Below are 19,477 nucleotides of genomic sequence, written 5' to 3'. Positions count from 1 at the left end.
GAGTAGCTGAGTAGCTGAGTAGCTGAGTAGCTGAGTAGCTGAGTAGCTGAGTAGCTGAGTAGCTGAGTAGCTGAGTAGCTGAGTAGCTGAGTAGCTGAGTAGCTGAGTAGCTGAGTAGCTGAGTAGCTGAGTAGCTGATTAAGCTGGCCGCTGAGTGATTAACGTTGATCTGAACAAGGTTGAGCAAAGAAGCCGTTAGCCGATTAGTGGAAGATAGTTGCGCTGGATCAAGAACTGCGATCTGACAGAGGACTAATGTAAAGCGAATTCAAGCAAGGTTACTCGTTTGTTTAGCTCATAAAAGAGGTCGCTATGTCCCTGAAACTGTCGCTCGGTCTTATCATGCTGGTCTGGCTGGCCTATGTCGCTTTCGCCAGCAATTTCTATATGCACACTTTTGCGCTGTTCAGCTAAAGCCGCCCCATAGCTGGATGCTTTTTCTGAACTGCCCGCCGATAACGGCAGCGCCCCCTATGAGACGACTGCCGCTTAGCGATAACTTTAGCGGCTTGCCGCCAGCCGGTTAACCCTCTTCAGCCTTCTCTTTCTTATCACGCTTTTTCTTCGCTTCGGCTTTCGCTTTCGCCTCCGCTTTAGCGCGGGTGCTCATATCGTTGCGGATCTGCGCGTGGCTAATCAGTGCAAAAATAAAGGTGCCGCCGATAATATTGCCGGCCAGCGTAGGAAGAGCAAAAGGCCATAAAAATTCCTGCCAGCTGATAAGACCGTTAAAGACCAGATAAAGGACTTCTACCGAACCCACCACGATATGCGCCAGGTCGCCCAGCGCCACCAGCCAGGTCATCAGCACAATTATCCAAATTTTCGCGTTGCCGGCGGAAGGAAACATCCAGACCATCGTGGCGATAATCCAGCCGGAGATCACCGCATTGGCGAACATCTCGCCCGGCGTGTTTTCCATCACTTTCTGGCTGATAGCCACAAAAGCCTGCCGCGTGGCATCGTCAAAGATCGGCATATGGGTAAAGGCCAGCGAAGCCAGCGCCGTTCCGATCAAATTGCCGAACAGCACTACGGCCCACAGCCTCAGCAGCAGGACCAGATTGCCGCCGGTTGGTTTGTGCATAACCGGCAGTACGGCGGTCACGGTGTTCTCTGTAAACAGCTGCTGGCGCGCCATAATGACAATGATAAAACCAAAGGTGTAGCCAAGATTTTCCAACAGAAAAGCGCCGGGCACGTCGTCAAGATGCGCCTGAAAAATCCCTTTCGCCATCAGCGAGGCGCCCATAGAAAGCCCCGCAGCGATAGCCGAAAACAGCAGCGCCAGTCCGTCGCGCTCCAGCTCTTTCTCGCCGTCCTGGCGTATCTCCTCATGGATAGCCGCCGCACGCGAGGGCAGCGCTTCCTCATCCACCTCTATCTCTTCTCCTTCACGTTCTTCACTCTCGACTTCCACATTATCTTCTTTCATTCTTCCTGCTCCCGTAATCGACACTCTGCCTAAGCGTAGCGGGTTTTAGCGTTGCTGAAATGTAACTGCGTTTCAGAATAAACGTAACAAGGATTTAACGAGGCGGCATTTTTCGGCATTAAGCGGCCTGCACAGGGCATAATAGCGGCAACTTAAGCATCCAGTGATACCGCGCAGGCTGCGATACCATTATCAGCTGTGGTACTATTTCACGCACTATTAACAAGCGCGATGCCACCTGATGCTCCAGGCCCACAATCTGACCTGCGTTCGTGATGAACGTACGCTGTTCAGCGAACTCAGTTTTACCGTTTCCGCAGGCGATATCGTTCAAATAGAAGGCGCCAACGGCGCGGGAAAAACCTCGCTGCTGCGCATTCTGGCGGGCTTAAGCCGGGCTGAGCAGGGCGAGGTGCTTTGGCAGCAGCAGCCTGTGCGCAAACAGCGAGAGGTCTGGCACCGCGCGTTACTCTATCTGGGGCATCATCCCGGCGTGAAAGCGGTGCTGACCGCACGGGAAAATCTGCAATTTTTTCATGCGCTGGAGCCGGAAGAAAAACTGTGGCAGGCGCTGGAAGAGGTCGACCTGGCGGGATATGAAGAGGTGCCTGTCGCGCAGCTTTCCGCGGGACAGCAGCGTCGCGTTGCGCTGGCCAGGCTCTGGCTGAGCCGTTCCCCGCTGTGGATCCTTGATGAGCCGCTGACCGCTATAGATAAATCAGGCGTGACAAAGCTGATGGCGCTGTTTGCCCGTCATGCCGATAATGGCGGTTCAGTGATCCTGACCACCCATCAGGAGCTGCCGGGATCGGCGCAGCGCGTGCGCAAAATTCGGCTTTCCGTCACGGAGGCGGGATGATGATCGGACGCATTATTATGCGGGAGCTGCGCGTGGCTTTTCGTAGCGGCGCGGAAGTGGTTAATCCGCTGTGGTTTTTCCTGATCGTTATTACGCTGTTTCCGCTGGGGATTGGTCCCGAACCGCAGCTATTAGCGCGTATCGCGCCGGGCATTGTCTGGGTCGCCGCGCTGCTCTCTTCGCTGCTGGCGCTGGAAAGGCTGTTTCGCGATGATTTTATCGATGGTTCGCTGGAACAGCTGCTGCTGTTGCCGACGCCGCTGCCGATAACGGTATTGGGGAAAGTGATCGCGCACTGGCTGGTGACCGGCCTGCCGCTGCTGCTGCTTTCGCCGCTGGTGGCGCTGCTGCTGTCGCTGGATTTCGCCACCTGGCGTGCGATGGCGCTTTCTCTGCTGTTGGGCACCCCGACGTTAAGTTTCCTGGGCGCGATAGGCGTAGGATTAACGGTCGGGCTGCGACGCGGCGGCGTTTTACTGAGCCTGCTGGTGCTGCCGCTGGCGGTGCCGGTACTGATTTTCGCCTCGGCGGCCATTGACGCTGCGGGAATGGGCCTGGCGATAAACGGCCAGCTGGCCATCCTCGGCGCGATGCTGGTCGCCAGCGCAACACTGGCGCCTTTCGCTACGGCTGCGGCACTGCGGGTTAGCGTACACTAACAATAACAGACAGAAACGCGTTTCTTTTTAGATGAGCAATTAACAATGTGGAAATGGTTACATCAGTCAGGGAAGCCCGACAGGCTTTACCAGTTATGTGGTCGCCTGCTGCCCTGGTTTGCAGTTGCCGCGACGGTTACGTTAGCCACCGGCTGGATATGGGGATTTGGTTTTGCGCCGTCCGACTATCAGCAGGGCGACAGCTATCGCATCATTTATATTCATGTTCCCGCCGCGATGTGGTCAATGGGTATCTACGCCGCCATGGCGATTGCCGCGTTCACCGGCCTGGTCTGGCAGTGGAAAACGGCCGATCTTGCCGCTGCGGCGATGGCGCCCGTCGGCGCGGTGTTCACCTTTATCGCGCTGGTCACCGGCTCCGCCTGGGGGAAGCCGATGTGGGGAACCTGGTGGATCTGGGATGCGCGCCTGACCTCGGAACTGGTGCTGCTATTCCTCTATATGGGCGTAATCGCGCTTTATAACGCCTTTGACGATCGCCGTATGGCGGGCCGGGCGGCCGGCATCCTTGTCCTGGTGGGCGTGGTAAACCTGCCGATAATCCACTATTCGGTGCAGTGGTGGAATACGCTGCATCAGGGCTCTTCCGGCGTCTTCCAGCAGGCGATAGCGCCTTCCATGCGCACGCCTTTACGTTGGGCTATTGCGGGCTTCTGGCTGCTGTTTATCTCGCTGACGCTGATGCGTCTGCGTAATTTGCTGCTGTTGAGCGAGCGCCATCGTCCCTGGGTAAGGGAAGTGGCGGAAAAAGGAGCGCGCCAATGACGGCTTTCTCATCCTGGCAGGCTTTCTGGGCGATGGGCGGCTACGCCTTTTACGTCTGGCTTGCCGTCGCCTGCACGCTGATGGCGCTGGGCGCGCTGGTGCTGCACACCATCATTAGCCGTCGGCGGCTGTTGGCCGACATTCGCCAGCGCGAGTCGCGGGAGCGCCGCATCAAAGCGGCAAAAATGAAAAAGCAGGGAGCATCATTGTGAATACCCGTCGTAAAAATCGCCTGCTCGTAGCGATTGCCATCCTGGCCGGACTCGGGCTGGCGACCGCGCTGGTTATGTATGCGTTACGTTCGAATATCGATCTGTTCTACACCCCCAGCGAAATCCTGAACGGCAAAGGCGAAAGCCAGCAAAAACCGACGCCGGGCCAGCGTCTGCGCGTCGGCGGCATGGTGATGCCCGGCAGCGTCAAGCGCGATCCCAACACGTTACAGGTTTCCTTTAAACTCTACGACGCTAACGGCGTGGTCAGCGTGAGCTATCTTGGCATCCTGCCGGATCTGTTCCGGGAAGGGCAGGGCGTGGTCGCGCAGGGCGTGCTGGAGCAGGGCAACCTGGTCGAAGCGAAAGAAGTGCTGGCGAAGCATGATGAAAAATACACGCCGCCGGAAATTGAGGATGCAATGAAAAAGAACCATAAGATTGCGGTGAACCAGCCATGATACCGGAAATCGGCAGTTTTCTGCTTGCACTGGGCGTGGCGCTGGCGCTGCTGCTGAGCGTCTATCCCCTGTGGGGCGCTTCCCGTCAGGACAGACGGCTGATGGGCCTGGCCAGGCCGCTGAGCTACGCGCTGTTCGCCTGCGTGCTCGCCGCTTTTATCGTGCTGGTGCACGCCTTTGTGGTGAATGATTTCAGCGTCGCTTACGTCGCCACCAACTCCAACACGCTGCTGCCGGTCTACTACCGTATTGCGGCGACCTGGGGCGCGCACGAAGGTTCGCTGCTGCTGTGGCTGCTGCTGCTCAGCACCTGGACGCTGGCGGTCGCGTTGTTCAGCCGCGCGATGCCGCTGGATTCCGTGGCCCGCGTGCTGGCCGTCATGGGCATGATCAATCTTGGCTTTTTGCTGTTTATCACGCTGACCTCAAACCCGTTTACCCGCACGCTGCCTGACTTCCCGATCGACGGCAGCGATCTTAACCCGATGCTGCAGGATATCGGCCTGATCTTCCATCCGCCGCTGCTTTATATGGGCTACGTCGGGTTCTCCGTGGCTTTCGCTTTTGCCATCGCCTCGCTGATGACGGGCAGGCTGGATACCGCCTGGGCGCGCTGGTCGCGTCCCTGGACCACGGCGGCCTGGGTTTTTCTGACCGTCGGTATCGTGCTCGGCTCGGCATGGGCCTATTACGAGCTTGGCTGGGGCGGCTGGTGGTTCTGGGATCCGGTAGAAAACTCCTCCTTTATGCCGTGGCTGGCGGGTACGGCGCTGATCCACTCGCTGGCGGTAACGGAAAAGCGCGGCACCTTTAAGGCCTGGACGGTGCTGCTGGCTATCACCGCGTTTTCGCTCAGCCTGCTGGGGACGTTCCTGGTGCGTTCGGGCGTGCTGATTTCGGTGCACTCTTTCGCCTCCGATCCGGCGCGCGGCATGTTTATCCTGGCTTTTCTGGTGATCGTTATCGGCAGTTCGCTGCTGCTGTACGCCATCAAAGGCAGCAAGGTGCGCGGCCGCGTACAGAACGAGCTTTGGTCGCGCGAATCCTTCCTGCTGGGCAACAATATTCTGCTGATTGCCGCCATGCTGGTGGTGCTGCTCGGCACGCTGCTGCCTTTGGTGCACAAGCAGCTGGGCCTGGGCAGCATCTCTATCGGCGAACCTTTCTTTAATACGCTGTTCACTTGGCTGATGGCGCCGCTGGCGCTGCTGTTGGGCATCGGGCCGCTGGTGCGCTGGCGTCGCGACGAGCCGCAAAAGCTGTGGAAGCGGCTGGCGCTGGCGCTGGTTGCCACGCTGGCGTTGTCCATTTTGCTGCCGTGGCTGATGCAGGACAGCATTGAAGCGATGACGGTAGTGGGACTGCTGATGTCGCTGTGGGTTATCTTCCTGACGCTGATGGAGCTGCACGAGCGCGCTACCCATCGCCATCGCTTTTTCACCGGGCTGCGTCACCTTTCACGCAGCCACTGGGGCATGGTGCTGGGGCATCTTGGCGTCGCCGTGACCGTTATCGGCATCGCTTTCAGCCAGAACTACAGCGTGGAGCGCGATGTCCGTATGCGTGCGGGCGATACGGTTGATATCCATAACTATCACTTTATCTTTCGCGATGTGCGTAACCTACAGGGCGCAAACTACACCGGCGGCGTGGGCATCATCGACGTAACGCGCAACGGCAAGCATGAAGCAACGCTGCATGCCGAAAAGCGCTACTACAGCGTGGCGCACACTATGATGACCGAAGCGGCAATCGACGGCGGCTTTACGCGCGATCTCTACGCGGCGCTGGGCGAAGAGCTGGAGGATAATTCCTGGGCGGTGCGTATCTATTACAAACCATTCGTGCGCTGGATCTGGTTCGGTGGCCTGTTTATGGCGGCCGGCGGCATATTATGCCTGCTCGATCCGCGCTATCGCTCGCGTAAAAAGGTGCCGGCATGAAAAAGACCCTTTATATTCCGCTGGCGCTGTTTCTGCTGCTGGCCGCCGCGCTGATGTGGCAACTCACCCGCAACGCCAACGGCGACGATCCGACAAAGCTGGAATCGGCGCTGGTAGGCAAGCCCGTACCGGTTTTCCGGCTGGAATCGCTGGACAGGCCCGGCAAAATCTACGACCAGTCGGTACTGCATGACGGTAAACCGATCCTGCTCAACGTCTGGGCGACCTGGTGTCCTACCTGTCGCGCCGAACACCAGTATCTCAATACGCTGGCGGTACAGGGCATCCGCGTCGTGGGGCTGAACTACAAGGACGATCGCAGCAAGGCCGTTAACTGGCTCAACTCGCTGGGTAATCCTTATGCGTTGAGTCTCTACGATGGCGACGGTATGCTGGGGCTTGATTTGGGCGTCTACGGCGCGCCTGAAACCTTTTTAATCGATGGCAAAGGGATTATTCGCTATCGCCACGCCGGGGATATGAACGACCGGGTATGGAACAGCGAAGTAAAGCCATTGTGGGATAAATACAGCAAGGAAGCAGGCCAATGAAACGCGTTTTACTTCTCGCCGCACTGATCTTCTCTTTCGGCGTACTGGCGGACAACATAGACACCTACCGATTCTCATCGGTAACCCAGGAGCAGCAGTACCGGCATCTGACGGAATCGCTGCGCTGCCCCAAATGCCAGAACAACAGCATTGCGGATTCAAACGCGATGATTGCCGCCGATATGCGGCTGAAGGTTTATCAGCTGCTGCAAAGCGGCCAGACGCCGGAGCAGGTCAAAGCCTGGATGGTGGCGCGCTACGGTAATTTCGTCACTTACGAGCCGCCGGTGATGGCCTCCACGCTGATCCTGTGGGCTGGCCCCGTGCTGTTTGTAGTCGCGGGCGCGGTGGTGATGGTACTACGCAGCAGAAAACGCACCGGTTCCGGGCTGGATGCGGAGCAGCAGGCGCGGCTTGACGCGCTGTTAAATAACAGGAAGCAACCATGAGTGAATTCTGGCTCACCGTTCTGGCTTTACTGGTGGCCGCCAGTACGCTGCTGCTGATCGCCGGAGGCCGCAAGCGCGCGGCGCTGGCGACAGACCGTGACACGCTGAACAAAACTTTTTACCATCAGCGCCTTCAGGAGCTGGAGCAGGACGAAGCGCAGGGCGTCGTGGCAGAGCGCGCGGAGATGATCCGCGAGCTACAGCAGACGCTGCTGCTGGACATTCCTCAGGAAGCGCCAACCCACGAGCGTGCGCTCAGCCGCTGGGTCTTGTTGCCTGGCGTGGTGATTCTGGTGGTCGTCAGCCTGGGCGTCTATTTCAAAACCGGCGGCTTTGCGCAGGTGCTTGCCTGGCAGCAGGTCAATAACGAACTGCCCGCGCTGCGGGCGCAGCTGATGGATCCGCAGGCAAAGCCGCTGACGATGGAACAGCTGGCCCGGCTTGGGCTGGGGATCCGCACCTCGCTGCAACAGGATCCGCGCAACGTAAGCGACTGGCTGATGCTGGGCCGTATCGGCATGGTGCTGAACAACGCCGCTACGGCAACCCAGGCTTTTCGCCGCGCCATGCAGCTTGCTCCCACGGATCCGGAAGTAAAGCTAAGCTACGCCGATGCCCTGACGCGCTCGCAGGATCCGCAGGATAATCGCCAGGCAACGGCTATGCTCAACGAGATGGTGAAAAGCGACGGCGACAATATTCGCCTGCTCAGCCTGTTGGCATTTAATGCTTTTAGCCAGCAGCGTTACGCGCAGGCCACAGCGGTCTGGCAAAAGATGTTACAATTGTTACCGGCCGACGATAAGCGGGTGGCGGCGATCCGCCGCAGCATCGAGCAGGCTAAAACCGAGTCCGGCGGACAAACCAGCCGCCTGGCGCTGACCGTGACGCTGGCCGCCGGCGCGGAAAAGCAGCTGCCCGAAGGCGGCGTGCTCTATATTTCTGTTTCCGACGGCGTGGCGAAAGTGCCGGTGGCGGTGAAAAGAGTGCCGTTGAGCCATTTCCCGCTCTCGCTGACGCTGGATGACAGCAACGCCATGATGCCGGAGCGTCTGCTCTCGGCGCAGCATCAGGTTCAGGTGCGCGTGCGCATCTCGCGAGACGGCAGCGCCAATCCGCAGGCCGGCGACTGGTTCGGTGCCAGCGCGGTCACGCCTTTCGATGGTCATCAACAGCTGGCCGTTGAGATTAACCAACAGCAGCCGTAGTCGGCTTGATTTAACAGGGAGAGAGAGATGAACTACCGCGTGATGGGCGTGGCGTTGGCCAGCGTACTGCTGATTGGCTGCGCCAGTTCGCAGACGGCGGATGAACCCCAGGGGCGCTCCGATCCCCTGGAAGGGTTCAACCGCACGATGTTCGACTTTAATTACAACGTGCTGGATCCCTATGTTGTTCGTCCCGTCGCCGTCGCCTGGCGCGATTACGTGCCGGTGCCCGCGCGCAGCGGCCTGAGCAACTTTCTCGGCAACCTGAGCGAGCCGTCTACCATGGTGAACTACTTTATTGAGGGCAAGCCCTATAAAGCGATGATCCACTTTAACCGCTTCTTCCTGAATACCATTCTGGGTCTGGGCGGCTTTATCGACGTGGCCGGCATGGCCAACCCGACGCTGGCGAAGGAAGAGCCGCGTCGTTTCGGCAGCACGCTGGGCAACTATGGCGTGGGTTATGGCACCTATGTTGAATTGCCGGGCTACGGCAGCTTTACGCCGCGTGAAGACGTGGGCGGCATGGTCGACGATCTTTATGCACCGCTGAGCTGGCTGACCTGGTGGATGACCGCCGGTAAGTGGGCGCTGGAAGGCGTGGAAACCCGCGCGCAGCTGCTGGATTCCGACGCTATTCTGCACAACAGCAAAGATCCCTATTCCTTTGTCCGCGCGGCCTATTTCCAGCGCCACGATTTCCTTGCCAGCGACGGCAAGCTGATCCCGCAGGAAAACCCGAACGCCGCCGCCATTCAGGGCGATTTGGACGATATCGACGCCAACTGATTTGCCGCATGCTGTTTGCAAAAAAGGCCCGAATCGGGCCTTTTTTATTGGCTTAAGCCTCAGAACTTGTAGTTAAAGTTAGCGCCGTAAAGCCAGGCTTTGCCGGTGGAACGGAAAGTATAGGGGCCTTCCTCTACCGTGACGTGCTGGCCGTGCATATAAGAAAGCCCCACGTCCACGGACGCATCCTGATTAAAGGCGTAGGACGCGCCGGTGCTTAGCCACAGGCGATCCTGATCGGGGATAGAGATGGAGCGCTGATCGGCAGGTACCGGGCTGTCATCAAACGCGATACCGGCGCGAAACGTCCAGTTATCATCGTAGAAGTAGGACGTGCCCAGCGCGAGGCGGTAAGCATCCTTATAGCTCTCTTCCTTATAGAACAGCGTCTGACCGCCGCTGCCGGTGGCCTTCAACTCCTGGAACTGGCTCCAGCTGGTATAGGTCAGGCTGTAGTGTACGGCCCACTGCGGGGCAACTTTATGGTAGCCCGAGACTTCCCACATTTCCGGCAGGTTTAGCGTCAGCGCGCCGGGAATGGTCGATCCGCTGGTGCCATAGGGCAGGCCCAGGTTAAGCGCCTGATTAAGCGGGTTGATAGCGCCCGGAATGCTGCTTTTATAGTCGCCGTCGAAATCGACTTTAACCTCGGAACGGTAAGTAAAGCCGAAGCGGTTATCCTCATCCACTTCGTACAGGATGCCCGCGTTCCAGCCGTAGCCCCACTCATCGCCCTTCAGGTGCGCAATTTGCGTATCGGTTGGAAAGCCCAGCGCGCGGCCCGCTTCGCCTGCGTAACGTTCAATCTTCGCGCGCGCATAGACGGCATCAAAGCCGACGCCAAAGCTGAAATGCTGGTTCAGTCGATAAGCGGTGCTTAAGTTAAAGTTAACGGTTTGCAGATCCGTTTTACCGGCATACGGTCCGGCGGCGTAATCATTATTAAATTCCGTCGCCAGTCCATAATTAGCGGTCGCGGACGCGCCCAGCCACCACTGGTCGTTTAGCGGCTGCACGTAATGGAGATTGGGCACCCACTGCGTGGGCGCGATATTGTCCGCGTTCAGACTCTGGCCGGACAGGCTGCTGGTGCCGTCAATACTGACGCCCGGATCGATAAAAACCGCGCCTGCCGAAAACATTGGACGATCCATCAACGCCATGGTCGCCGGGTTACGGCTGGCGGAAGCGGCGGTATCGCCCATTGCGCCTTCGCCAGAATAGGCACGACCTAATCCGGCAGAGGAAAATTCATGAAGTTGAAAGCCGGCTGCAAAAGCATGGGAAGAAACAATGGCCACTGCGGCTGCAAGAGCAGACTTCGCAAACAGGTTTTTATGGTTCATGACCACAACCTCTTTATCTGATTTTATTAATACCGTTACGCAGGCAACGGCAGGACGCTACAGAGGGGCTGAAAGACGGCTAACTAATCAGACCAGTGGCCCCAGTATAGGTCTGGCCCCTGTAGTTGTTGCAATATTGTTTTATAAATATTTCTAAATTGATCAATAAAAAGCGATCTGCTTAACAAAAACCTGCGAGTCACAACAGGCGGCGTTGAGTCTAGCCTGTTTCAGATCAAATTTATCTTTGATTTTCATTACCGGATGACGCTTATTCACTGAATCACCGGACAGAAAAAAAGGGCAGGCGTAGAATAAAAGCATTATGACCTTAAGTCCGCCCCGAGCGGCCGCTAACCGGAGGATCTTATGACCCACGCCATCAATAAATGTAGCGCCAACGAAACCGCCGCCTGTTGCTGTGTGGATGTCGGTACTATCATGGATAACACCGACTGCACAGCCAGCTGGCGTCACCTGTACGAAAATCGCCAGCAGGCTGAAGCCGCCCTGCAGGAGCTTATCGGCAAGGCGCGCCAGGTGGAATCCGAACCTTGCGATATCGTCGGCCGTTTCGAAGAGAAGCCGGACGGCGTGCAGCTGGATGCAGATTTTACTTTTAGTTGCCAGGCAGAAACGATGATCTTTCAGCTGGCGCTGCGCTAATTGTTCAACGCGGAACCGCCGGGCCTGGCCCGGCATTCTTAAAAAAATGAGTGGGCTACGCCCGCTCATGGTTCCCAAAACCGTGGTTTCCCTCGCACTTTTCTTTTCCACATTATGCAAAATGTAAAAATCTGGTTAACAATAAACAGGTCTGACCTCTTTTGGCAGTGATGCCGCTGATTTTTACAGGTGAATAATGAAAGCGCTCCCCTTGCTGACGCGTCAGGGTCAACGCATAGCGATAACGCACGGTTTACGCACCCCTTTTGCTCGCCAGGCCACGGCGCTTCAGGCTATCCCGGCTATTGAGCTGGGGCGAATGGTGGTCAGCGAACTGCTGGTACGCAGCGATATCCCGCCCGACGTTATTGAACAGCTGGTGTTTGGCCAGGTGATCCAGATGCCCGAAGCGCCGAATATCGCGCGCGAAATCGTCCTCGGCACTTCCTTAGGTGTACATACCGACGCCTATAGCGTAAGCCGCGCCTGCGCCACCAGTTTCCAGGCCGTCGCTAACGTGGCCGAAAGCCTGCTGGCCGGCACCATTCAGGCCGGTATTGCAGGCGGCGCGGACTCCGCTTCCGTCTTGCCCATCGGCGTCAGCAAACAGCTGGGCCGCGTGCTGGTGGACCTCAGTAAAACCCGCTCTCTGGTACAAAAATTACGGCTGCTCAGCCAGCTTCGCCCGCGCGATTTGCTGCCCGTGCCGCCTGCCGTAGCGGAATATTCCACCGGCCTGCGCATGGGCGATACCGCAGAACAGATGGCGAAAAGCTACGGCATCACGCGCGAGCAGCAGGACGCGCTGGCGCATCGTTCGCACCTGCGTGCGGCAAAGGCCTGGGAAGAGAACAGGCTGGCGCAGGAGGTAATGACGGCCTGGGTGCCGCCGTGGCGCAGCCCTTTACAGCAGGATAACAACGTGCGTCTGCATTCCAGCCTGAAAGATTATGCCCGGCTACGTCCCGCTTTCGACCGTAAACACGGTACGGTAACGGCGGCTAACAGCACGCCGCTCACCGACGGCGCGGCAGCGGTAGTACTGATGACGGAAGCGCGCGCCAGAGAGCTGGGCATTACGCCGCTGGGCTATCTGCGCAGCTACGCCTTCACCGCCATCGGCGTGCAGGAGGATATGCTGCTTGGCCCGGCCTGGGCATCGCCGCTGGCGCTCGACAGAGCAGGCATTACCCTGAAGGATTTAACGCTTATTGATATGCACGAGGCATTTGCGGCCCAGACGCTGGCCAACCTCAACATGTTCGCCGATGAGCGGTTCGCTCGTGAAGTCCTGAACCGGCCTCATGCGCTGGGCGAGGTGGACGAAGAAAAATTTAACGTGCTGGGCGGCTCTATCGCCTATGGACATCCTTTTGCCGCGACCGGCGCACGCATGATCACCCAGACGCTGCACGAGCTACGGCGTCGCGGCGGCGGCCTGGGGCTGGTCACGGCCTGCGCCGCTGGCGGTCTTGGTGCGGCTATGGTTCTGGAGGCGGAATAATGACGGCATCCGCATTTACATTCAGCCTGCGTGCCGACAACGTGGGCGTCATTACTTTCGATGTGCTGGGTGAAAAGCTCAATACGCTAAAGGCAGAATTCGTCGGGCAGATCCGGGAAGTGATTGCGCAGGCGCGTCGTCAGCCGGAGCTGGCTGGCCTGGTTTTTATCTCCGGCAAGCCGGACAGTTTTATCGCGGGCGCGGATATCACCATGATTGCTGCCTGCCGCTCGGCAGAAGAGGCGGCTGCGCTGGCGCGACAGGGGCAAAAGGTCATGGCAGAGATCGCCGCCTTGCCTTTTCCGGCGGTGGCCGCCATTCACGGCGCCTGTCTGGGCGGCGGGCTGGAGCTGGCACTGGCCTGCCACCAGCGCGTCTGCACGCTGGACGAGAAAACGCGGCTGGGCCTGCCGGAAGTGCAACTGGGCCTTTTGCCCGGCTCCGGCGGCACGCAGCGGCTGCCCAGGCTGATTGGCGCCTCTCACGCGCTGGATCTGATGCTGACCGGCAAAACGCTGCGTGCAAAGCAGGCATTAAAGCTGGGCCTGGTGGAAGAGGCCGTGCCGCAGACAATTCTGCTGGAAACGGCGGTGGACATGGTGCTCAGAGGCCGACAGCCGCGCCGCGTGCTGCCATTGAGCGAGCGGATGCTTAACGCGCCCATGGGACGCGCGTTGCTCTTTAAGATGGCGACCAGACGGGCGGAAGCGAAAACGCGCGGTAACTATCCGGCCACGCGCAAAATTCTTTCGGTGGTGCGTACCGGCCTGCAGCAGGGCCGTAGCGCCGGTTACGCCGCCGAGGCTAAAGCGTTCGGCGAGCTGGCGATGTCGCCGGAATCCATCGCGCTGCGCGGCCTGTTCTTTGCGACCACGGAAATAAAGAAAGAGAGCGGGGCACAGGCGGCGCCGCAAGAGGTGAAATCCGTTGCGGTGCTGGGCGGTGGACTGATGGGCGGCGGCATTGCTTACGTCACCGCCTGTCGGGGAAATCTGCCGGTGCGCATCAAAGATGTGCGGCCGGAAGGGATTACGCATGCGCTGAAATATAGCTGGGATCTGCTGGAGAAAAAGATCGCGCGCCGCCAGCTGACGCCGGGTCAGCGCCAGCGGCAAATGGCCCTGATTAGCGGCGGCCTGGACTATCAGGGATTTCGGCGTCGCGACCTGGTGATCGAAGCGGTATTTGAAGACCTTTTTTTGAAGCAGAAAATGGTGGCGGAAGTGGAGGCCAACGCGTCGCCCGACACGATTTTCGCCTCCAATACTTCCTCGCTGCCGATTAGCGATATCGCCGCGCACGCCCGCCGCCCGGAGAATGTTATCGGGCTGCACTATTTCAGCCCGGTCGACAAAATGCCGCTGGTGGAGGTTATCCCCCACGCGCAGACCAGCGAGCAAACCCTCGCTACCACGGTAAAGCTGGCGAAATTGCAGGGCAAAACGCCGATAGTGGTGGCGGACAGCGCCGGGTTTTACGTTAACCGTATTCTGACGCCGTGCATCAACGAGGCGCTGCGCTGCCTGCTGGAAGGCGAGCCGATAGAAAACATTGATGAGGCGTTGGCGGACTTCGGCTTTCCCGTCGGGCCGATCCAGCTATTGGATGAGGTCGGCATCGATACGGGCGCCCATATCCTGCCGGTGCTGGCCGCAGCCTGGGGCGAACGCTTTCAGGCGCCGCCCGCGCTGGACGCCGTCCTGAACGATAACCGCAAAGGACGCAAAAACGGGCGGGGATTTTATCGCTACGGCAAGAAAGGGGGCGGCAAAAAACTGCCCGATGCGACAATTTATAAATTACTGAACGTTCATCCAAAAGCGCACCTGAGCAAAGAGCTTATCGCGCGACGCTGCGTAATGATGTTGCTGAATGAAGCGGCGAGGGCCTTTGATGAAAACGTGATTCGCTGCGCGCGCGACGGCGATATTGGTGCGGTATTCGGGATAGGTTTTCCGCCGTTTACCGGCGGCCCGTTCCGCTATATGGACGCGCTGGGCGCGGGGCAGATAGTGGCGCAGCTGGAACAGCTTTCCCGCACCTGCGGCGCGCGTTTTACCCCCTGCGAACGCCTGCAAAAAATGGCGCAAACGGGAGAAACCTTTTACAAAACTACAGGTAAGGCGAATACCCAGCCTGTTTCAACGGGTTAGATCGGACGCTTCTGAAAGGTGCTGATAACCGTTTGTCAACAGGCGGTTATTTAGTAAACAATCGGTTGACTTGCCTTCTGGCATTAGGGTACAACACAGCGTTCATTCACAGAGTGAAGAGTCGGAAAACCTGATTTTCCGGCGTTTATGTTTAATAACAGCGGTGCAATATGCAAGTTTTCATTATGCGTCACGGCGATGCGGCACTGGATGCAGCCAGTGATGCGGTACGGCCTTTGACCCACTGCGGCTGCGACGAGTCGCGGCAGATGGCAGGCTGGCTCAACGGTCAGAAAGTGGATATCGATCGGGTGTTGGTCAGTCCCTATTTGCGAGCTGAGCAGACGCTCTCTACGGTACGTGAAGCGCTGATCCTGCCCGTGGAGCAGGAAGTGCTGCCGGAGCTGACGCCGGGCGGCGATCCGGCGCTGGTGGCCTGCTATCTTCAGGCATTGGCGAAGGAAGGCGTCAAAGCGGTGCTGGTGATTTCCCATCTGCCTCTGGTGGGCTATCTGGTGTCCGAGCTTTGCCCGCAGGAAACGCCGCCGATGTTCGCCACTTCCGCCATCGCCAGCGTCACGCTGAACGACGAAAGCGGCTGCGGCAAGCTGGAATGGCAGGTCAGCCCTGGACGGCTGGCAAAAGCGATGTGATCGTGCCGGGCCGGTTGATCCGGCCTGCTTTGTGGCTGGCGTCGCGTCGTAAGATAAAGCGGCCAGCCCCAACGCTGTTCGCCGGGAGGCGGCCTGACTAAGGCAGCTCCGGCGGCTGCCACTCTTCTACTTCAATCAGCACCAGCAAAGCGGCATCGCCGCCAAACATTTTCGGCGCCTGATGAAAGGCCATCACCATAGGATGCTGCGCCAGCCACAGCGGCGTCTGCTGCTTGAGCACGTGCTTGCCGTGACCGTGCATCACGCTGGCGCAAAAGATATGCTCGCGGCGGCAGGCGGCTATCAGCGCGCCCAACTCCTCTTTTGCCTGTTTCTGCGTCAGCCCGTGCAAATCCAGAAAAATCTCCGGCGTATAGTCGCCTCGCCTGAGCTTCTTCAGCTCGTAATGGCTGACGTCGCTTCTGACGTAGCGCACTGGCCCTTCAGCGGACAGCAGAGGCTGAAACTCATCGGAAAAATAGTGGCTGTTGTCTATCTGCTCGGACAGCAGGCGCTTTTGCGGCACCTGCGAGAATGTTTTCCGCAATGGCTTATGCACTATCGTGTCCTGAGCCAGCTTACGCGTGCCGGTCATTAATCCACGGAACAGCGCTTCATCTTCGGCGCTCAGGGGCTGTTTTTTACTCATCTGATCCTCAGGCGGCACGCGGCTGCGGGATTTTTAACAATAATCCCATCAGTTTACCCTGTCTAATCCCTGCAAATAAACAAATGTCAGTTTTTTCACGCCTGCGCGCTGGATTCTCGTCAGCTTCATGGCAAACTAGCTGCCGAGTTGAGTTTGGCCTGTGGAGGGCACTTTGGACAAAATTTTCGTTGATGAGGCAGTCAGTGAGCTGCATACCATTCAGGATATGCTGCGCTGGACGGTGAGTCGGTTTGCCGCCGCGGAGATCTGGTACGGCCACGGCACCGATAACCCCTGGGACGAAGCCGTTCAGCTGGTGCTGCCCACGCTGTATCTGCCGCTGGATATCCCGGAAGATATGCGTACCGCGCGCCTGACTTCCAGCGAGCGTCACCGCATTGTCGAGCGCGTTATTCGCCGCATCAACGAGCGTCTTCCCGTCGCCTATCTGACCAACAAAGCCTGGTTCTGCGGCCACGAGTTTTACGTGGATGAACGCGTGCTGGTGCCGCGCTCGCCGGTCGGCGAACTGATCAATGACCGCTTCGCCGGCATTATCGCGCATGAACCCAGCCATATTCTGGATATGTGCACCGGCAGCGGCTGCATTGCCATCGCCTGCGCCTATGCCTTCCCGGAAGCGGAAGTGGACGCCGTAGATATTTCTGCGGACGCGCTGGCCGTGGCCGAGCAGAATATCACCGCGCACGGTATGGATCATAACGTGACGCCGATCCGCTCCGATCTGTTCCGCGATCTGCCAAAGACCCCTTACGATCTGATCGTCACCAATCCGCCCTACGTGGATGAAGAGGATATGGGCGATCTGCCGGAGGAATATCAGCACGAGCCGGAGCTGGGGCTGGCCGCCGGGCGCGACGGCCTGAAGCTGGCGCGCCGCATTCTGGCCTGTGCGCCGGACTACCTGAGCGAAGAAGGCGTGCTGGTCTGCGAAGTGGGCAACAGCATGGTGCATATGATCGAACAGTATCCCGACGTGCCGTTCACCTGGCTGGAATTCGCCAACGGCGGCGACGGCGTATTTATGCTGACCCGCGAGCAAATTGTTGCTGCGCAACATCATTTCGGCATTTATAAAGACTAAAAAACATCACAGGCATCCCCGGCGCAGGCGGTTTTGCTCCGATCAGCGCGGAAACCGTAGCCTGTGCACGGATTTCGCGCTGGCCGGAACGGAAGCGGCAAACGGGATGGCCTCCTGAAAAGTTCAGAGGACTTCATGGCTGGTAATACGATTGGACAGGTTTTCCGCGTCACCACCTTTGGTGAATCGCACGGGCTGGCGCTGGGCTGTATTGTCGACGGCGTGCCGCCCGGCATCCCCCTGACGGAAGCCGATTTGCAGCACGATCTGGATCGCCGCCGTCCCGGCACCTCACGCTACACCACCCAGCGCCGCGAGCCGGACCAGGTCAAAATCCTCTCCGGCGTGTTTGAAGGCGTCACCACCGGCACCAGCATCGGCCTGCTGATTGAAAATACCGACCAGCGCTCGCAGGATTACGGCGCCATCAAAGACGTCTTCCGTCCCGGCCACGCCGACTATACCTATGAACAAAAGTACGGCCTGCGCGACTATCGCGGCGGCGGGCGCTCTTCCGCGCGTGAAACCGCTATGCGTGTGGCGGCGGGCGCTATCGCCAAAAAATACCTCGCCCTGAAGCACGGCGTGAAGGTGCGCGGCTATCTGGCGCAGATTGGCGACGTGGCCTGCGAGCTGAAGGACTGGGATCAGGTGGAACAGAACCCGTTCTTCTGCCCGGATCCGTCAAAAATCGAGGCGCTGGACGAGCTGATGCGCGCGCTGAAGAAAGAGGGCGATTCTATCGGCGCTAAAGTCTCCGTAATGGCGGAGAACGTGCCGGTTGGCCTGGGCGAGCCGGTTTTCGATCGTCTGGACGCGGATCTGGCGCATGCGCTGATGAGCATTAACGCGGTGAAAGGCGTGGAAATCGGCGACGGCTTTGCCGTGGTCAACCAGCGCGGCAGCGAACATCGTGATGAAATTCGCGCGGACGGCTTTCAGAGCAACCACGCGGGCGGCATTCTGGGCGGCATCAGCAGCGGCCAGCCGATCCTGGCGACGCTGGCGATGAAGCCAACGTCCAGCATTACCGTGCCGGGCAAAACCATTACCCGCACGGGCGAAGAAACGGAAATGATCACCAAAGGCCGTCACGATCCCTGCGTAGGGATCCGCGCCGTGCCGATCGCGGAAGCCATGATGGCGATCGTGCTGATGGATCATTTACTGCGTCATCGCGGACAGAATGCGGACGTGCAGACGAACATTCCACGCTGGTAATCACCATGAAAAAGACGCTGTTCGCGCTTTGCGGCCTGCTGCTCAGCGCTTCCACGCTGGCGGCTACGCCCTGGCAATCGATCCGGCAGCCAATAAATGGCGCGCCGCACGCTATCGGCTCTTTCGCCAACGGCTGTATCGTCGGCGCGCAGGCGCTGCCGCTTAACGATCCGACCTATCAGGTGATGCGTCAGGACCAGCGTCGCTTTTATGGTCATCCCGATCTGATCCTGTTTATTCAGCGGCTGGGCGCTCAGGTGCATAATTTGCAGCTGGGCGAGGTGCTGATTGGGGATATGGGCATGGCGGCGGGCGGTCGCTTCAGCAGCGGCCACGCCAGCCACCAGACCGGGCTGGATGTTGATATCTGGCTGCAGTTACCGCAGGCGCGCTGGAATTCACAAATGCTGCTGAAGCCGCAGCCGCTGGATCTGGTGGCGGCAGACGGGAAAAACGTGGTGGCGCGCCACTGGCAGCCGCAGATCGACAGCCTGATCAAGCTGGCGGCAAAAGATGACGACGTCACGCGTATCTTTGTGAATCCGGCGATTAAAAAACAGCTCTGCGCCGATGCGGGCAGCGATCGCGACTGGCTGCGCAAGGTACGCCCATGGTTCGGCCATCGGGCGCATATGCACGTGCGCCTGCGCTGTCCTACGGACAGCCTGGAGTGCCAGGATCAGCCCGCGCCGCCGCCAGGGGATGGCTGTGGCGCAGAGCTGGCAAGCTGGTTCGCGCCGCCAAAACCTTCCGGCGCGCCGATAAAACGCGAGCCGCCGCCGTTGCCGCCTTCCTGTCAGGCGCTTCTGGATAACCATCAGCTTTAGG

The 19,477-nt window shown here is 58.8% G+C and carries 20 protein-coding genes; 17 read left to right on the top strand and 3 right to left on the bottom strand.

Features of this window, described 5'->3' with window-relative positions; all coding sequences use genetic code 11:
- Nucleotides 1-523: 523 nt before the first annotated feature.
- Nucleotides 524-1,435, bottom strand: a complete 912-nt coding sequence (locus QZH36_RS14635; protein ID WP_301730522.1) for a formate/nitrite transporter family protein — start codon at nt 1,433-1,435, stop codon at nt 524-526.
- Between the two features lie 241 nt (nt 1,436-1,676).
- Between QZH36_RS14635 and ccmA the strand changes: the two genes are divergently transcribed.
- The 10 genes from ccmA to mlaA are packed head-to-tail and all read left to right on the top strand — an operon-like array spanning nt 1,677 to nt 9,352.
- A complete protein-coding gene (gene ccmA / locus QZH36_RS14630; RefSeq protein WP_301251965.1) occupies nt 1,677-2,294 on the top strand; it encodes a cytochrome c biogenesis heme-transporting ATPase CcmA in 618 nt (205 codons plus the stop codon).
- Nucleotides 2,294-2,953, top strand: coding sequence for a heme exporter protein CcmB (ccmB, locus tag QZH36_RS14625; RefSeq protein ID WP_253461261.1), 660 nt, complete (start codon nt 2,294-2,296; stop codon nt 2,951-2,953). The genes ccmA and ccmB overlap by 1 nt, the downstream gene beginning before the upstream one ends.
- A gap of 45 nt (nt 2,954-2,998) precedes the next feature.
- Nucleotides 2,999-3,739: a heme ABC transporter permease gene (locus QZH36_RS14620; protein ID WP_253459661.1), complete on the top strand. Its 741-nt coding sequence runs from the start codon at nt 2,999-3,001 to the stop codon at nt 3,737-3,739.
- The gene (gene ccmD / locus QZH36_RS14615) at nt 3,736-3,951 is read left to right on the top strand and encodes a heme exporter protein CcmD (RefSeq protein WP_253459664.1); all 216 of its coding nucleotides are present in this window, start codon (nt 3,736-3,738) and stop codon (nt 3,949-3,951) included. Before QZH36_RS14620 ends, ccmD begins: the two co-directional genes overlap by 4 nt.
- Nucleotides 3,948-4,412 carry a cytochrome c maturation protein CcmE gene (gene ccmE, locus QZH36_RS14610; RefSeq protein WP_301730521.1) on the top strand — a complete coding sequence of 155 codons (465 nt, stop codon included), beginning with the start codon at nt 3,948-3,950 and terminating at the stop codon, nt 4,410-4,412. The genes ccmD and ccmE overlap by 4 nt, the downstream gene beginning before the upstream one ends.
- On the top strand, nt 4,409-6,355 hold the full coding sequence (locus QZH36_RS14605) for a heme lyase CcmF/NrfE family subunit (protein ID WP_301730520.1): 1,947 nt from the start codon (nt 4,409-4,411) through the stop codon (nt 6,353-6,355). The genes ccmE and QZH36_RS14605 overlap by 4 nt, the downstream gene beginning before the upstream one ends.
- A complete protein-coding gene (locus QZH36_RS14600) occupies nt 6,352-6,906 on the top strand; it encodes a DsbE family thiol:disulfide interchange protein (RefSeq protein WP_253459670.1) in 555 nt (184 codons plus the stop codon). Before QZH36_RS14605 ends, QZH36_RS14600 begins: the two co-directional genes overlap by 4 nt.
- On the top strand, nt 6,903-7,355 hold the full coding sequence (locus tag QZH36_RS14595; protein ID WP_301251960.1) for a cytochrome c-type biogenesis protein: 453 nt from the start codon (nt 6,903-6,905) through the stop codon (nt 7,353-7,355). The genes QZH36_RS14600 and QZH36_RS14595 overlap by 4 nt, the downstream gene beginning before the upstream one ends.
- Nucleotides 7,352-8,563, top strand: coding sequence for a c-type cytochrome biogenesis protein CcmI (gene ccmI / locus QZH36_RS14590; RefSeq protein ID WP_301730519.1), 1,212 nt, complete (start codon nt 7,352-7,354; stop codon nt 8,561-8,563). Before QZH36_RS14595 ends, ccmI begins: the two co-directional genes overlap by 4 nt.
- 27 nt (nt 8,564-8,590) lie before the next feature.
- On the top strand, nt 8,591-9,352 hold the full coding sequence (mlaA, locus tag QZH36_RS14585) for a phospholipid-binding lipoprotein MlaA (protein ID WP_301730518.1): 762 nt from the start codon (nt 8,591-8,593) through the stop codon (nt 9,350-9,352).
- 59 nt (nt 9,353-9,411) lie between these two features.
- Here mlaA and fadL read toward each other — a convergent pair whose 3' ends face one another.
- Nucleotides 9,412-10,698: a long-chain fatty acid transporter FadL gene (gene fadL / locus QZH36_RS14580; protein ID WP_253459678.1), complete on the bottom strand. Its 1,287-nt coding sequence runs from the start codon at nt 10,696-10,698 to the stop codon at nt 9,412-9,414.
- 369 nt (nt 10,699-11,067) lie between these two features.
- Between fadL and QZH36_RS14575 the strand changes: the two genes are divergently transcribed.
- From QZH36_RS14575 to sixA, 4 genes are all read left to right on the top strand, one after another.
- Nucleotides 11,068-11,364 carry a YfcZ/YiiS family protein gene (locus tag QZH36_RS14575; protein WP_253459680.1) on the top strand — a complete coding sequence of 99 codons (297 nt, stop codon included), beginning with the start codon at nt 11,068-11,070 and terminating at the stop codon, nt 11,362-11,364.
- Between the two features lie 193 nt (nt 11,365-11,557).
- Nucleotides 11,558-12,868: an acetyl-CoA C-acyltransferase FadI gene (fadI, locus tag QZH36_RS14570; protein WP_301251981.1), complete on the top strand. Its 1,311-nt coding sequence runs from the start codon at nt 11,558-11,560 to the stop codon at nt 12,866-12,868.
- Complete coding sequence (gene fadJ, locus QZH36_RS14565) at nt 12,868-15,021, top strand: fatty acid oxidation complex subunit alpha FadJ (protein WP_301730517.1); 2,154 nt, start codon at nt 12,868-12,870, stop codon at nt 15,019-15,021. Before fadI ends, fadJ begins: the two co-directional genes overlap by 1 nt.
- 170 nt (nt 15,022-15,191) lie before the next feature.
- A complete protein-coding gene (gene sixA / locus QZH36_RS14560) occupies nt 15,192-15,674 on the top strand; it encodes a phosphohistidine phosphatase SixA (protein WP_125288302.1) in 483 nt (160 codons plus the stop codon).
- 97 nt (nt 15,675-15,771) lie between these two features.
- Here the strand turns inward: sixA and smrB are convergent, their stop codons facing one another.
- Complete coding sequence (gene smrB / locus QZH36_RS14555; RefSeq protein WP_125288301.1) at nt 15,772-16,323, bottom strand: endonuclease SmrB; 552 nt, start codon at nt 16,321-16,323, stop codon at nt 15,772-15,774.
- A gap of 172 nt (nt 16,324-16,495) precedes the next feature.
- Between smrB and prmB the strand changes: the two genes are divergently transcribed.
- The 3 genes from prmB to mepA all read left to right on the top strand — a co-directional run bounded on the left by prmB (nt 16,496) and on the right by mepA (nt 19,476).
- Nucleotides 16,496-17,428: a 50S ribosomal protein L3 N(5)-glutamine methyltransferase gene (gene prmB, locus QZH36_RS14550; protein ID WP_253459685.1), complete on the top strand. Its 933-nt coding sequence runs from the start codon at nt 16,496-16,498 to the stop codon at nt 17,426-17,428.
- 135 nt (nt 17,429-17,563) lie between these two features.
- Complete coding sequence (aroC, locus tag QZH36_RS14545; RefSeq protein WP_301730516.1) at nt 17,564-18,649, top strand: chorismate synthase; 1,086 nt, start codon at nt 17,564-17,566, stop codon at nt 18,647-18,649.
- A gap of 5 nt (nt 18,650-18,654) precedes the next feature.
- Nucleotides 18,655-19,476, top strand: coding sequence for a penicillin-insensitive murein endopeptidase (gene mepA, locus QZH36_RS14540; RefSeq protein ID WP_301730515.1), 822 nt, complete (start codon nt 18,655-18,657; stop codon nt 19,474-19,476).
- The last annotated feature ends 1 nt before the right edge of the window (nt 19,477 follow it).

This window comes from Erwinia wuhanensis (assembly GCF_030484085.1).
GTDB lineage: Bacteria > Pseudomonadota > Gammaproteobacteria > Enterobacterales > Enterobacteriaceae > Erwinia > Erwinia aeris.
The sequence above is the reverse complement of the archived record's forward strand: the minus strand, read 5'-3'. Positions and strand labels throughout refer to the sequence as shown.

What these genes read in the sequence shown, in the direction of transcription:
- QZH36_RS14575 (WP_253459680.1), top strand. Translation starts at nt 11,068, where the DNA reads ATGACCCACGCCATCAATAAATGTAGCGCCAACGAAACCGCCGCCTGT.
- sixA (WP_125288302.1), top strand. Translation starts at nt 15,192, where the DNA reads ATGCAAGTTTTCATTATGCGTCACGGCGATGCGGCACTGGATGCAGCC.
- ccmI (WP_301730519.1), top strand. Translation starts at nt 7,352, where the DNA reads ATGAGTGAATTCTGGCTCACCGTTCTGGCTTTACTGGTGGCCGCCAGT.
- QZH36_RS14595 (WP_301251960.1), top strand. Translation starts at nt 6,903, where the DNA reads ATGAAACGCGTTTTACTTCTCGCCGCACTGATCTTCTCTTTCGGCGTA.
- aroC (WP_301730516.1), top strand. Translation starts at nt 17,564, where the DNA reads ATGGCTGGTAATACGATTGGACAGGTTTTCCGCGTCACCACCTTTGGT.
- mlaA (WP_301730518.1), top strand. Translation starts at nt 8,591, where the DNA reads ATGAACTACCGCGTGATGGGCGTGGCGTTGGCCAGCGTACTGCTGATT.
- QZH36_RS14600 (WP_253459670.1), top strand. Translation starts at nt 6,352, where the DNA reads ATGAAAAAGACCCTTTATATTCCGCTGGCGCTGTTTCTGCTGCTGGCC.
- QZH36_RS14635 (WP_301730522.1), bottom strand. Translation starts at nt 1,435, where the DNA reads ATGAAAGAAGATAATGTGGAAGTCGAGAGTGAAGAACGTGAAGGAGAA.
- mepA (WP_301730515.1), top strand. Translation starts at nt 18,655, where the DNA reads ATGAAAAAGACGCTGTTCGCGCTTTGCGGCCTGCTGCTCAGCGCTTCC.
- fadL (WP_253459678.1), bottom strand. Translation starts at nt 10,698, where the DNA reads ATGAACCATAAAAACCTGTTTGCGAAGTCTGCTCTTGCAGCCGCAGTG.
- ccmD (WP_253459664.1), top strand. Translation starts at nt 3,736, where the DNA reads ATGACGGCTTTCTCATCCTGGCAGGCTTTCTGGGCGATGGGCGGCTAC.
- QZH36_RS14605 (WP_301730520.1), top strand. Translation starts at nt 4,409, where the DNA reads ATGATACCGGAAATCGGCAGTTTTCTGCTTGCACTGGGCGTGGCGCTG.
- QZH36_RS14620 (WP_253459661.1), top strand. Translation starts at nt 2,999, where the DNA reads ATGTGGAAATGGTTACATCAGTCAGGGAAGCCCGACAGGCTTTACCAG.
- fadJ (WP_301730517.1), top strand. Translation starts at nt 12,868, where the DNA reads ATGACGGCATCCGCATTTACATTCAGCCTGCGTGCCGACAACGTGGGC.
- ccmB (WP_253461261.1), top strand. Translation starts at nt 2,294, where the DNA reads ATGATCGGACGCATTATTATGCGGGAGCTGCGCGTGGCTTTTCGTAGC.
- smrB (WP_125288301.1), bottom strand. Translation starts at nt 16,323, where the DNA reads ATGAGTAAAAAACAGCCCCTGAGCGCCGAAGATGAAGCGCTGTTCCGT.
- ccmA (WP_301251965.1), top strand. Translation starts at nt 1,677, where the DNA reads ATGCTCCAGGCCCACAATCTGACCTGCGTTCGTGATGAACGTACGCTG.